The 13603-nt window shown below is 33.3% G+C and carries 17 protein-coding genes and 1 pseudogene; 16 read left to right on the top strand and 2 right to left on the bottom strand.

Going from position 1 to position 13603, the window contains the following annotated elements; translation table 11 throughout:
• Positions 1-444: 444 nt before the first annotated feature.
• Entirely contained in the window at positions 445-1014 is a 570-nt protein-coding gene (locus MHH98_RS12630) for a TetR/AcrR family transcriptional regulator (RefSeq protein ID WP_038191452.1), read from the top strand.
• A 34-nt stretch (positions 1015-1048) separates the two neighbouring features.
• On the top strand, positions 1049-2455 hold the full coding sequence (locus MHH98_RS12625) for a serine hydrolase (RefSeq protein ID WP_340713013.1): 1407 nt from the start codon (positions 1049-1051) through the stop codon (positions 2453-2455).
• 54 nt (positions 2456-2509) lie between these two features.
• Here the strand turns inward: MHH98_RS12625 and MHH98_RS12620 are convergent, their stop codons facing one another.
• The gene (locus MHH98_RS12620; RefSeq protein WP_143691103.1) at positions 2510-2836 is read right to left on the bottom strand and encodes a hypothetical protein; all 327 of its coding nucleotides are present in this window, start codon (positions 2834-2836) and stop codon (positions 2510-2512) included.
• Positions 2837-2997: 161 nt separating this feature from the next.
• Here MHH98_RS12620 and MHH98_RS22105 point away from each other — a divergent pair.
• The 4 genes and pseudogenes from MHH98_RS22105 to MHH98_RS12605 form a co-directional block, all read left to right on the top strand.
• A pseudogene (locus MHH98_RS22105) lies at positions 2998-3139 on the top strand (ATP-binding protein); the annotation flags it as partial.
• 179 nt (positions 3140-3318) lie between these two features.
• Positions 3319-4308, top strand: a complete 990-nt coding sequence (locus tag MHH98_RS12615; protein WP_076035361.1) for an alpha/beta hydrolase — start codon at positions 3319-3321, stop codon at positions 4306-4308.
• Between the two features lie 168 nt (positions 4309-4476).
• Positions 4477-5457: an alpha/beta hydrolase gene (locus tag MHH98_RS12610; protein WP_340713011.1), complete on the top strand. Its 981-nt coding sequence runs from the start codon at positions 4477-4479 to the stop codon at positions 5455-5457.
• Between the two features lie 103 nt (positions 5458-5560).
• On the top strand, positions 5561-6223 hold the full coding sequence (locus MHH98_RS12605) for an MBL fold metallo-hydrolase (protein ID WP_340713009.1): 663 nt from the start codon (positions 5561-5563) through the stop codon (positions 6221-6223).
• Between the two features lie 146 nt (positions 6224-6369).
• On the opposite strand, the gene MHH98_RS12600 is transcribed toward MHH98_RS12605, so the two are convergent.
• Complete coding sequence (locus MHH98_RS12600; RefSeq protein ID WP_340713006.1) at positions 6370-6789, bottom strand: hypothetical protein; 420 nt, start codon at positions 6787-6789, stop codon at positions 6370-6372.
• A 215-nt stretch (positions 6790-7004) separates the two neighbouring features.
• Between MHH98_RS12600 and MHH98_RS12595 the strand changes: the two genes are divergently transcribed.
• The 10 genes from MHH98_RS12595 to MHH98_RS12555 all read left to right on the top strand — a co-directional run bounded on the left by MHH98_RS12595 (position 7005) and on the right by MHH98_RS12555 (position 13603).
• The gene (locus MHH98_RS12595) at positions 7005-7487 is read left to right on the top strand and encodes a CcdC family protein (protein ID WP_038181063.1); all 483 of its coding nucleotides are present in this window, start codon (positions 7005-7007) and stop codon (positions 7485-7487) included.
• Positions 7488-7902: 415 nt separating this feature from the next.
• Positions 7903-8382, top strand: a complete 480-nt coding sequence (locus MHH98_RS12590) for a DUF2975 domain-containing protein (RefSeq protein WP_340713004.1) — start codon at positions 7903-7905, stop codon at positions 8380-8382.
• 8 nt (positions 8383-8390) lie between these two features.
• Positions 8391-8600, top strand: a complete 210-nt coding sequence (locus MHH98_RS12585; protein ID WP_340713002.1) for a helix-turn-helix domain-containing protein — start codon at positions 8391-8393, stop codon at positions 8598-8600.
• A 28-nt stretch (positions 8601-8628) separates the two neighbouring features.
• Positions 8629-8844 (top strand): DUF3955 domain-containing protein, encoded by a 216-nt coding sequence (locus MHH98_RS12580; RefSeq protein ID WP_038181067.1) that lies wholly within the window; start codon positions 8629-8631, stop codon positions 8842-8844.
• Between the two features lie 232 nt (positions 8845-9076).
• Positions 9077-9283 carry an SAP domain-containing protein gene (locus tag MHH98_RS22100; RefSeq protein WP_445684008.1) on the top strand — a complete coding sequence of 69 codons (207 nt, stop codon included), beginning with the start codon at positions 9077-9079 and terminating at the stop codon, positions 9281-9283.
• Positions 9284-9356: 73 nt separating this feature from the next.
• Positions 9357-9509: a hypothetical protein gene (locus MHH98_RS12575; protein WP_235175685.1), complete on the top strand. Its 153-nt coding sequence runs from the start codon at positions 9357-9359 to the stop codon at positions 9507-9509.
• Positions 9510-9792: 283 nt separating this feature from the next.
• On the top strand, positions 9793-10572 hold the full coding sequence (locus MHH98_RS12570) for an alpha/beta fold hydrolase (RefSeq protein WP_038182935.1): 780 nt from the start codon (positions 9793-9795) through the stop codon (positions 10570-10572).
• A 717-nt stretch (positions 10573-11289) separates the two neighbouring features.
• Positions 11290-11775 carry an RHS repeat-associated core domain-containing protein gene (locus tag MHH98_RS12565; RefSeq protein ID WP_340713001.1) on the top strand — a complete coding sequence of 162 codons (486 nt, stop codon included), beginning with the start codon at positions 11290-11292 and terminating at the stop codon, positions 11773-11775.
• 18 nt (positions 11776-11793) lie between these two features.
• The gene (locus MHH98_RS12560; protein WP_038181078.1) at positions 11794-12399 is read left to right on the top strand and encodes a hypothetical protein; all 606 of its coding nucleotides are present in this window, start codon (positions 11794-11796) and stop codon (positions 12397-12399) included.
• Between the two features lie 721 nt (positions 12400-13120).
• Positions 13121-13603: a DUF2975 domain-containing protein gene (locus tag MHH98_RS12555; protein WP_038181081.1), complete on the top strand. Its 483-nt coding sequence runs from the start codon at positions 13121-13123 to the stop codon at positions 13601-13603.

Below are 13603 nucleotides of genomic sequence, written 5' to 3'. Positions count from 1 at the left end.
AATGAATCTCCTAATAACGATAGCTTTACTTCAAGAAGGAGTAAAGCTGATTCCTTATTCAACTAACGGGTGCTTTAGCAAAAGATTAATGAGCTGTTCATACAGCTCATTTTTTCTTGTTCAACTAAAGGAGCAGTTTAGTTGAATAACAAATACTGTGAATTTAAATTAAAGTTCAATAATTTATAAAAAAGTCTGATCATTTATAACAAAGTTTGATAATAGATCTATTTTGTAAAGTATTTCTTTGTTCAACAATCGGGCCATTTAATTGAATAAAAAAAGGAATTTTTCGTTGATAATCTTCTTTTAACAGCCACACTTTTTTATGAAATAACTCTACTTTATATTAATAAAAGCAAAAAATTTTGAATATTCAATTGACTTTTTGCTGCGATACGAAATATAATTTGGTTGGTCGACCAAACAATAAGGAGAGATAAAATGAGTGCTAAGGATAAACGTCAAAGATTAATTGATGCAGCATTTAAAGTTTTTAGCAGGAAGGGATTCAATAGTGCCTCTATAAAGGACATTGCTCACGAAGCTGGCATTACTCCTGGACTTGTTCATTATTATTTTAAGAATAAGGAAGAGTTGTTATTCTCCGTCCAGAGTGATATTCAAAAACGATACCATATTCAATATGATGGCAAAAAAGAGTCGGAAATAAATCCATTGGATGTTTTGTTTGAAATTAAATCAAGAGTAGAAAAAGATCCTGATTGGTATCGTTGGAGATATGAGCTTTATTCTTTAGGATTAAAGAATGATCCATATAAACAAGAAGTAGCAAACATTTTACTAAACGGGAGAGAGAGTCTTTCTAATCCCTTAAAGAACCTAAACTTTGAAGCTAAAGAAACTGATGCCCTTGCCGGTATTTTATTGGCTTGCTTCGATGGACTAGCCCTCCAAAAAATGTTCGATGACGAATTTGACCTTGATCAAACGTATAAGTTGTTAATTGACTTATTAGAGACCTATTTAAAAAAAGAAACAATTAGAGTTTAATAGAATGTTGATTGTTCATATGAGGAGAAAAACAATGAAAAAAGCAATCATTTTTTTAGGGAGCTTACTACTCCTACTACCCCCTTTTTCTGCTTCTGCTAAAACGGAAGATACTAAACAAAAAATAACAAATTTTATGGATGAGTCCTTAGATATGTATAATATTCCCGGCACATCATTGGTAATATTAGAAAACGGAGAAACGATTTATCAAAATCAATGGGGTGTTTTAAGTGATGGGTCAAATGTAACAGCAGACACACCGTTTCTTATCGGTTCTTTAAGCAAACCAATTACATCTCTTTCTATTATGATGTTAGTGGAAGATGGCAAAATAAAGCTGGATGAACCGATACAGTCCTATATCCCATCGTTTACCTATCAAACAGACAGTTCAAAACAAATTACAGTTTTGCATCTATTAGAACAAACAAGTGGTATTAGTGAGATTGAAGGTCTTAAAGTGACGGACAAGGATAGGCCGAAAGATGGGGGAATCACTCAAGCTATAAAAGAACTTAGCGGTGTAGCGTTATCTCACGAGCCTGGAGAGGCTTATGAATATAACTCTGCTAACTATTTACTCTTAGGGGCAATTGTTGAAAATGTTTCGAATCAAACCTTTTCAGATTTTTTGAATACGAATATTTTCACCCCGCTTGGTATGGAAAATTCCGCTGCTGATTATGAAAGTGCGGTAGAAAAAGGATACATACCTGGTTTTGAGTCATGGTTTGGTAAGCCAGTTGTAAGTGATGGATTTTATGATCATGCGGGAGCACCTTACGGCTATATTGCTTCAAGTTCAAATGATTTAGCGAAATTTTTAAAATTTATGTTAGAGGGCGGAGACTTATTATCAGAACAAAACCTTGAGTTATTAAAAACTCCTCCAGTAGAAGGTAAAACATACGGTTACGGTTGGCATTTTTCTAAAACAGAACATTACCCTTTCCACGGTGGGGCCACATCTGATTTTAGAGCGCAAATGTTTTTTATACCTGAAGAAAATATTGCAGCAGTACTTTTAACCAATAAATATAATTTTATAGAAGATGCTCAAGTTTCTCATATAATGAATGGAATTCGATCTATCCTGAGCGGGAAAGGACCAGATGAATTGCCTGTACAAAGCTATAGTATCCAATGGAGTTTACTGGGGATTACATTACTCTTAGCTATTTTAACGATAATCTATTTCTTCAGTCTTAGAAGAAAGAAGGTTCTAAATAAAAAAATACCGTTAACTGTTGGAATCATTTCACTCCTCCTAGCTGTGGGATTGATCCCACTATTTGTTTATGTTATAGGTACCCCATGGAAAAGTATTAGTTTCTTCGCACCGGACATAGCATTATTAATCTATTGTTTGGTAGTAATATTTGCTCTTAATGGAATTATGACTTTAATAATAACAATTCTTAAAAAGAAAATTACATAAGCATTTCCATGGGCAAAATACTACAAATAAAAAAACATTCAATTATAGGGCGCTTTAATTAGCAAGGAGTGAAAGAATCAATTCTTGTACAATGCTAACTACATCACCTAATGAACTAATGAGTTCTTTACTGATTGGATCTGACATTGGAATAATGATTGGATTGGTTTTTCTCCAATGTGTGTTGGGTTTGATGCAACCGATATACTCAAGTATTTCCTTTTCATTAATTCCAGAAATAAGTAAGGAAGATGAACTTGTTGAAGCAAACGGTTTGTTGGAAACTACACTAAGACTTATGAGCATTATCGCTCCGGGAATTACATCTTTATAACTTTTAGTTATTCCACTGCAATACTTATATATAATTTCTTCATTCATGTTTTTGGTTAGTTTTATATCACTATCAAAAATACCTGTTACGAGTATCCAAAACTTGTAACGAATTTGATGTTGATGAATTCATCTATTTCTTAAACGAGAGAATTAATATTCTCAAGTAACAACTTTTAAAGAACGAGTAGATTTTGATAACTTACCATAAGTATGACGGTAGTGGTATGGGGACTCGCCATCGTTAAACAGATCGTATCGCTTCATCAAGATGACATCCGAGTGGAAAGTGAACCTGGTCAAGGAACGACCTTCATCGTCACCTTGCCAATCACTACACCAACAGATTAGTTAGATTCATTCTCTATGCTACGGCTCATATGCAAGCTTCCTTGCATATGAGCCGTAGCATTTTTTTGACAGTTCACATTCAGTTCATATTGTCGTCATGGGGAGTACATCTTTGTTGGTTAAGCTTTCATTAGTCGCACCGTTAAGGTAGCTGAATAAACAGATTAGAACAGGAGAAGATGAGAGTGACACAAACAGAGGAAATGAAAACGAGGAATGGAACGAAATCAAAGAAAGTACGAAGCATTTTGCTTAAAATCATAGGAGCAATCGTACTAGCAATCGTGCTTTTTCTAGCCATTGTTTATACAGTTAATATCATCAGTAATCATTCGGAGCAAAAAAGATTAGAGCCCTATGGTCAGCATGTAGCGATAGATGGGAAAAATATGAATGTTCTGATTCAAGGAGAAGGCGAAGAAACTGTCGTGCTACTACCTGGTTTTGGAACTGCAGCACCTGCTCTTGATTTTAAGCCGCTAATAGAAGAGCTATCACCATATTACAAAGTCGTCGTAGTTGAATCTTTTGGTTATGGATTAAGTGATCTAACCGAAAAGGAACGAAGCACGGAGAATATTGTAAGTGAAATTCATGAAGCTTTACAGGGTCTTCATATTGATCGTTATATTCTAATGGGCCACTCCATTTCAGGGATTTACGGACTCGATTATGTGAACAAGTATCCAAATGAAGTGAGTGCATTTGTCGGGCTCGATAGCAGTGTTCCAACGCTAAGCGAGAAGAGGTTTTCATCTTCAGAAATAGAAACTGTTAAACTACTCAAAAAATCAGGTTTCACCAGATTGCTAATGAAACCGGATACCGATGTATATGCTGAACTACCCTATGATGATCAAACAATAGAACAAATCAGAATTCTTATGCACAAAAACATGTATAATCCCAACCAATTAAATGAAATTGAAAATATGTATTCTAATTTTAAAAGGGCTGAAAATTCAACATTCCCCAAAAATCTTCCTGTTATTTTCTTTATCCAAGCGAATCATCCAGCAACGGATAGATGGATACCCGAGCATGAAAAGCAAAAAAAAGATTCTGTACATGGAAAAGTGGTACTACTGGAAGCAGGACATTATTTATATCGTTCCCATTACAAAGAAATCGTTAAAAACTTTAGGACGTTTATGGAAGAAATCCAATGAATTCATCATGTGTAAGCTTCTAAGATATGATGCCGCAGTATTTTTTGCTTGTTCATATTCAGTTCATATTATCGTCATGGGGAGTACATCTTCATTGGTTAAGATTTCATTACCGGTACATTAAGGAAGCCAAACAAACAGATCAGGACAGGACAGGAGAAGATGACAGTGACACAACAAGAGGAAAACAAAACAGGGAGTGGAACGAAAATAAAGAAAGTGCGAAACATCTTACTTAAAATCATAGGAGCAATCGTTATAGCCATTGTTCTTTTTCTAGGTATTGTTTATATCACTAATGTGATGAGTAGTCATTCGGAGCAAAAACGAATAGTGCCCTACGGTCAGCACGTATCTGTAGACGGGAAAAATATGAATGTGTTAATTCAAGGCGAGGGCGAGGAAACGATCGTGCTCCTGCCTGGTTATGGAACAGCTACACCAGGGCTTGATTTTAAGCTTCTTATCGATGAATTATCTCCATTTTACAAAGTTGTTGCGGTAGAGCCTTTCGGTTATGGATTAAGTGATGAAACTGAAAAAAAGCGAACCACGGAGAATTTGGTAAGTGAAGTTCATGAAGCTCTACAGCAGCTTAATATTAACAGATACATGCTCATGGGCCACTCCATTACAGGCATTTATGGAATTGATTATGTGAACAAATATCCAAACGAGGTGACTGCATTTGTCGGAATCGATAGCAGTGTTGCAACACAACCAGGTATGGATATCAAATTCCCATTAAAAACGTTTGCATTCCTCAAAAAATCGGGTCTCTTAAGATTGACCATGAAAATAAGTGCTGACCCCTATGCTGGACTGGCATTTGATGAAAAAACCGTAGAGCAAATGAAAATGATTTCGAGTAAAAACATGTATAATGACACTACCTTGAATGAGATGGAGCATATTTCGTCTAATTTTAAAGGGGCTCAAGGTTTAACCTTCCCTAAAGATCTTCCACTTCTTCTCTTTGTACAAGCGAATAATGAAGGTGTAGCAGGATGGATACCTCTGCATGAAGGGCAGATCAAAGACTCGGTACATGGAAAAGTAGTAACCATGGATGGATCACATTATTTACACCATACCAAATTCAAAGAAATCGCTAAAAACGTTAGAGTATTTATGAAAGAAGTAAAGTAGAAGTAAGGATAACGTACAAAATTAGCTTTATTCTTTCAAATTTTTTGTGTAACCAAATCTATTTTTACATAAACGAAATTTAATTATAAAGGGGACTAAATTATTGGGGATTTATAAAGGAGTAGAAATACTTCATCTTGAATTTAATGGGATTATTATTCATCCAACTCTTTTATGGAATCAAGAAATGGCTGTTTTAATAGACACTGGATTTCCTGGACAAATTGAAGATATACGAGTGGCAATGGAAAAGGTGGGAATATCGTTTGATAAACTAAAAGTCATAATATTGACGCATCAGGATATAGATCATATAGGTAGTATTCCTGAGATATTACAGGAGTGTGGAAGTAATATTAAAGTATATGCTCACGATCTGGATAAGCCTTATATTCAAGGGGATTTATCTCTTTTAAAAGACGGGCATCTAGAGAACCCCCCTAAGGGCAAAGTGGACGATACCTTGAAAGACGGTCAAGAATTGCCGTATTGTGGTGGAATTCGTATCATCCATACTCCAGGGCATACACCTGGCCATATCAGCCTATATTTGGAACAAAGTAAAACACTGATTGCTGGGGATTCAATGTACAGTGAAAACGGAATAATTAAAGGGATTCATGCCCCGACAGTCCTGGATATAAAAGAAGCTCGTCTCTCTTTGAAGAAATACTTAGACCTCGACATTGAATCAGTGGTTTGTTACCACGGAGGGTTAAGTAAGGGAAATATTCATGACCAGATTCAAGAAGTAATTTCATATTAAAATTCTAGAAATTTCTTCAGCAATTGAGCACTTTACTTGAAGATTATTGAGCTGTTTAGACATTAGACAGCTCTTTTTTCTTATTCAACTAAAGGGGTAGGTTAGTTGAAGAAGTACAAAATAAAAAGACCAATAAGTGGTCTTTTTTAAAGGGAGATATCTAAAGTTTTTAGTAACGTATCAATTTCTGTTTTAATGGTGAAAAAATGAGGCTTACTTTCATTATCAAATATGAGTAAATAAGGCTTTTCATCTTCGGGAATAATAATGATAACTTCATCAATCAAAGTATTCACCCATTTATTTTCTATACGAAGAGATGGAGTTAAGGGGATTTTAACTATAAAACCTTTGTCTGGAATAGGTTTTATTTTTACAACAATATTGTAAATTTCTTCAATAATTTTTTTGGTCTCTAATTGTATTTCGGGATTTGTTGGGATTTTTATAATCTTATGTTTTTGAATATCAAGAAGTTCAATATTTGTTGTGCTTTGTGCACTTACTATAATTAGATTAAATAGGAAAAGTATAGGAATTGACGTAAATAATATTTTACGAATCACATTTATCACCTCAGATTTAGACTTACCAAAGAATATTTTGTTATACATGCTTATTCAACTAACGGGTGCTTTACTTGAAGATCGTTGAGTTGCATATGCAGCTCTTTTTTCTTTATTGAACTATAGGGGCAGCTTAGTTGTATAAGTAAAAATATAGTTTTTATTGAAATTTATGTAATAATAGATATATTAAAACATAATTCAGGGAGGTTTTTATGCAAACTGCAATACCAGCTACTTCTATGTTTCTAATTATTGGATTGTTCATTTTAGTTCGTAGAATCCGTTCTATGTACAAACCAACAAAAGGTAGAGGAGGGCGAATAATTCTTCCTATTCTATTTTTAACACCAGGATTTTCATTTCTTCTAAACGCTTCTGGGCACGTCACATACCTTCAATTATCAATAGCAATTTTTTTAGGAGTGGGTTTTTCTATTCCTCTTATTTTATGGTCAGATTATGAAATACGAAATGATGGTTTAATTTATGCTAAGAAAAGTCCTGCTTTTATAATTACTTTCGCCATTATGATTGCTTTACGTTATTATTTTCGACAACATATTTCTACTATCGAATCAGGTACACTCAATATGCTAATTTTCTTACTTGTTATTTGTTATTTAATTCCTTGGAGAATAGCTTGCTATATAAAGTATAAAAAGGTTCTTAAACTAAAAAATACAGTCAGTTTGTAGAACTTCGTATATCTCTAACACCCTCCAAAATGAAAAAAGAAGTATAAGTTTGTGAATAAATGCACTTAAACTAGCGGTTGCTTTAGTTCAATAAACGAGTTATAAAAACAAACGAACATTTAACAAGTAAAAGATCGATTCCTTAAAGGAATCGATCTTTTTTGTTAATTTAGAAGTGGGATTTCTTATTTGCTGTACAAAGACGAGGGGTTTGATCTAAGAAGGATAACGTGAACTTATTGAACTAACGAGGCAGGTAACAAATAGAGGTGATTATCGGTATTGAGCCTGGTCTTTTTTTTGCAACAAATGTAAGTAACAATAATCTTTTATCGTTTTACGATAAAAGATTATTGACTAAGGATGTTTTTTTAATTATTATTATAGCTATAGGAAGTTGAGAAGGCGGTGAATTATGAAACAAAAGGAATTAGCAAAATGGTTAAAATTAATAATTTTTTTTTGCGGATTATTTGGATTGTTATTCTGTATCTTCGTTGGACCAGAAATCGGAAGGAATGTATTACTAGAATCTAAATCTTTTAAGCCGTTATTTAATCCTTTTTTAGTGTTTATTTGGATAACTGGAGTTCCATACTTTATAGCTTTATGTGTAGGTTGGATTATCTGTTCAGATATTAGCGTGGGTAATGATTTTACAGTTGAAAATGCGAAAAGGTTAAAGCTAATAAGTGTGTTAGCAATGATAGAAGGGGCATTATATGCTGTTGCATTGCTATACACCGTTATCATTAGAAATTACAACACTAATCTATTAATGATTCTTTTGCTTATTCTGTTTTTTGCAATTGTTATTTCTGTATTTACTTCTTTGCTTTCTTATTTAATGCGTAGAGCAAGTGAAATAAAGCAGGATAACGAATTTACGATTTGAGGTGTAACATGGTTATCATAGTTAATCTTGATGTAATGCTGGCAAAGAGGAAAATGAGTGTTACTGAATTATCGGGAAAACTAGGTATCACAATGGCGAACGTTTCAATATTAAAGAATAGAAAAGCAAAAGCTATCAAGTTTTCAACTTTAAAAAAAATATGTGAAGTATTAGACTGTCAACCAGGTGATATCTTGGAATATAAAAAAAATGATTAAACTAATTTTTAATGGGAGGAAAATGATTATGAAAAAGTATTTAATTGCATCTACACCAATTTTTTTAGGAGTAATTTGCCTTATTGCAAAAGCAATAATAGGGAGTAACGTGGCTTCAGACGGTACCTTAGAAGAACCCTTTTTCTTGATTCCAATTGGTTTTTTACTATTCTTCTTAGGCATTGTATTAGTAATTGGTATGGCATTAATTTCAATGTTTAAAAAAACTCAAATTTCTAATTAACAAACGTACACTATTTACCTTTTAAACATAATATTAAATTGTAAAATATTTAATTTTATTAATATTATACCAATCTTTAATTATGTAGTTTTATTGTAAAAGTGCAATTAAAAAAGCTCCTTCTTCAACTAAAGAGGCAGTTTAGTACAAGAAGAGTTTAAAAAAATATTAGCAAGGACATTTGGAAACCAATATTCTATAATGGGATTTAAATACAAAAGAGGTGAATGAAATGCGACCCATATTATCAAGGGATTTGAATGAAAAAGATTTCAGAAATTTTTACTGGTTAAAAGAAGAACTACTGGTTTTTTGTAGAGAAAATGGGTTAAGTACTTCAGGTTCTAAAGTTGAAATCACAGATAGAATTGTTTTCTTTCTTCAAACATTGCTTTTGGAGTACCAGATACTAATAAGTTTTTTTGGTAATCATTCATAAGGGGGAAAATGATCAAGCAGATGATTTAACAGCGTATGATGCATCTCCTTATCCCAAAAAGGAGTTTGTAATATTGGAAGATATTAAGTATGATTCACCAGAGTTGCTTAAAATAGCACTGAAAACGGGCAGTATTTATCCTGGTAAATATTGGGCGAAAGGTTATAATTTTATACTTAGAAAAGACACAGAGAGAAATATTAACCTAATATTAGTGATAGGTTAGAATAGTGACCAGACAGAAATGAAAGCAGCGAGCTTTAATGCTTCAACAGGAGAATACATTAAACCTAGTTTATCAGTTATTGTTCCTTATTAAGCTAACGGGTGCTTTAGTAGAAGATCTTTGAGTTGTTCAGACAGCTCTTTATTTAATTAAAGGTAGAAAGTATTCATCAGAAACCTCTTCGCAATATCTCAACAAAGTTTAACGCCGAAATTAGGCATACACGCTGCCTTGGGTGAATATCTTAATGGGAAATTACTTTTTAATAATTGGGGTGATACACCTGGGATACTTTGTAACTGTCGAACCAGGCGTCAACGTATTTATAGAGGACATCAATCCAAAGGGAAATAAAACGATACTTTTTATTCATGGATGGCCGCTAAACCATAACCAGTTCGAATATCAGTTCAACTTCCTTCCAACACTTGGATATCGTTGTATCGGAATGGACTGGAGGGGATATGGCAATTCGGATAAACCTTTTAGCGGGTACAGTTTCGATAGATTAGCAGATGATGTCCGCATGGTCATCGAAGCGTTACAGTTAAAAAACATAACACTGGCAGGACACTCTACAGGAGGCGCAATCTCGATTCGTTATATGGCTCGTTACAAAGGGTATGGGGTATCTAAACTCGTCCTGATTGACGCTGCCTCTCCATCTAGCGTTCCAAAAGAATTTACAAATAAAATCATCGAAGATACAAATCATGACCGACCGCAAATGCTGCAAGACCAAACGGGAATTTTTTTCTTTCAGTATATTTCCGAACCGAAATCCGATTGGTTCGTTTTAATGGGATTACAAGCGGCGAATTGGGCGACTTCCGCCATTATGGTCACGCTTAGAGATGAAAATGTTTACAACGATCTTGGTCAGATCGATGTACCCACATTAATTATTCACGGAATTCATGATAAAGTCGTTCCGTTTACCCAAGCTGAGGAAACAAATAAGCTGATCAAAAATTCGAAGCTAGTTCCGTTCCAATACAGCGGCCATTGCGCTTTTTTAGAGGAGCGAGATAGATTCAACCAATTATTATCTTCTTTTGCATAACGACTCGGAATAGCAACACCGTCGCCAATTAATTTGTAAGCGTCAAATAGCCCCCACCTTAAATAGCTACATGCCTTGGTCGAAAAATATCCAAGCCATATGTGCAAAATAGCCATCTATTTGAATAAATTTCAGATAGATGGCCATTCGTCGTGCGTACCGGAAAGGTGCGCATATTAATTGTATTTCGGGCTTACTAACAACTATCGATATCAGTGGAACTTGAAAAAGATGACCCCTAGAGAAATTGCTTCAAAGCTACAAAGTTGATGAAGATATAGCAAATAATGAAAGTTCTATCAAGGTTAATACAGATTTATTTGAACGAATCAATCAGTTCAATAAATTTAATCTTTTAGAAATAATCCAGTATAACAAGAAGATCAAGTAGCAAGTCAATTCCATTACACCTATGATAAATCTGGGAATATAAGACAAGAAGAAAGTGACAAAGGAACATCTAAATTTGAATATGATGCAAATAGTCAGTTAACAAATGAAAAACTGCCAGATGGTTCAACAAATGCTTATGATTACGATGCAGTAGGCAATCGTAAAGAACGCATATCGATTAAACAAACAGATTCCTTTGAATATAACGCAGCCAATCAAATCAAAATAAAAAATGGACAGGCCTACAACTATGATGATGATGGAAATCTAACTCAAGATGAAAACTTTAAGTATGAATACAATGGACTGGGTCAACAAGTTCGAGTGACAGATTTAGCGGATAAAGAGATTGCTAGATATGAATATGATGAAACAAATCTTCGGAGTAAAAAGATTGTGGGTTCTAAATCATACGAATATTATTATGGTAATGATAATTTAACACTGGAAATCATTAAAGAAAACAATAATATATTGGAATATAGATATTATCAATGGAATGGTAATACGCCGCTTGGTATGATTGTGAAGAAGAAAGGTTCGGAAGGTAATTGGAAAGAAAAAATATTCCATTACTGGACGAATCAACGTGGTAATGTTATTTCGATTCGAGATAATAGTAACAATGAAATAGGTTCATATACGTATGATGTGATTGGAAATGTGTTAGATGAAAAAGGCGAAATTGCTAAGTACAACACTATTCGTTATGCAGGTTATTATTACGATCATGAAACAAAAAATTATTATCCACAAGCTAGATTTTATAATCCTGAAAATGGTAGCTTTTTAGCATTACCTATGAAATAGAAAAGAGATGAAGTAGTTTTGAATATAGAAGAGTTTTCAGAGGTTGAACGATTATTAATAGAGAAATTTGGAAGATTAGATGTTCAAGAAGATGAGTTAGCTTATAAACATTTTATTACAGGGAATCTTGATCGTTTTAATAGGTTATTAACTAACGAGGAATGCATTAATTTAATGATATTGTTTAATCCGCGAAATGATTTTGAAACTCAAGAGTTCTTTGGTATAGAAGAAAAATTCTTAGAAATTTTTAGATATTTATTTAGGAAAAATGGGGAAACTCCAGTGTATATATATTGCCCAGAACTAGAAAGTAAAAGGAAGTATATTTTCAGATACCTGAAGAAGGTGTTAGATAAGCAAGAGTTCTCTCTTTTTAAAAAAATAAAAAATACTATTGTTCCTCATAACGGTTTATTTGAAATTAAGACTCAAGAGCATTTGGAAATTTTCGCAAAGCTATCACTAAGACATTTACATTTTTCTAATTTCTTTTTTGAAGACTCTGTAATAATTGGTAATTACGAATTAAATATTCCGATTTACTGCTTTGATATTTCATATCTCAAAGAATGTGAAAGCGAAGCAAATAAGGTAGGCTTGTATATACGAAGTAAATACTGATTAATACTGTATAATTCAAGCAGTTCGCCATGTTGGTTTATAGAGAAGTCGTTTTATCATTATGATCGAGTTGATCACGAAGAAGGAGAATGTCTCCAACAATGCGAATAAAGTCCGCTGCAAAGCAATGACGAAGCTTGTGAGGGCTGATGCCATTAATACTAATCATATTATAGTTTTGAGAAACTAATTGTTCGAAAATAGATGGATGCCAGGATTAAATGATGAATCAATAATTCATGTTACGTTTGAGTTAAAAAAGAACAACAATTAGAAAAAAAGAGTAAGTATCCAACAAAATTACATTGTTCGAAAAATATCAATTAACTCTAAAATTATAATATTTAAAATGTACTTAATCCCTTGATACAAAAGGGATTAGGCGCTCTTTTTTATTGTAATATATTGGAGCGGAAAGAAGGATTACCGTTTTTGTTTGGAACATATTGTACTAACTTAGATGGTTAGGTTGAACGAGCAGGGACTTTTTTGGAGGCGAAGAAGTAATTTTAGAGAAGTCGAATGGGGTGTGTATCAATGTTAATTAAAGGTTATAAAGTTATGGATCATTTCTTTGTAATAAGGAATGCTTCTATTTTGTCTGGGGTTAAAAAGGTATTATTATAACAATAAATGAATAAAAAAATCGATATATATTTATTGTAAAACGATAAATTTGGTGATAAGATAATATTTATAATAAATAAGTGAGGTGCTTTTTATGAAACAAGTATCAACGCTCTTTTTAAAGGTAGCTGTTGTTCTTATTGGAATTCCGATTCTTGCTTTGTGCATCTTTTTAGTGCCTGAGATCGCGAAGTTTGCAGCAGAATTGTTTCCAAATATTACTTATATTAAATATCTTGTAATAATCTATTTTTACCTAACGGCGATACCTTTTTACTTTGCTCTATATCAAGCTTTTAAACTTTTAATCTATATTGATAAGAGCAAAGCTTTCTCGGAACTATCTATAAGAACTTTAAAAAATATAAAATTTTGTGCAATTATAATTACAACTCTGTATGTGGTAGGCATGCCACTCTTTTATTTCATAGCGGAAATGGACGACGCCCCAGGTATCATAGTAATCGGAATGGTTGTTATTTTTGCTTCGCTTGTAATTGCAGTATTTGCTGCTGTTCTTGAAAAGCTTTTAAAAGATGCGATTGTTTTAAAATCTGAAAATGATTTAACGGTCTGA

Source organism: Viridibacillus sp. FSL H8-0110 (assembly GCF_038003565.1).
Lineage (GTDB): Bacteria > Bacillota > Bacilli > Bacillales_A > Planococcaceae > Viridibacillus > Viridibacillus arenosi.
This window is presented reverse-complemented; position numbering and strand designations above follow the sequence as displayed.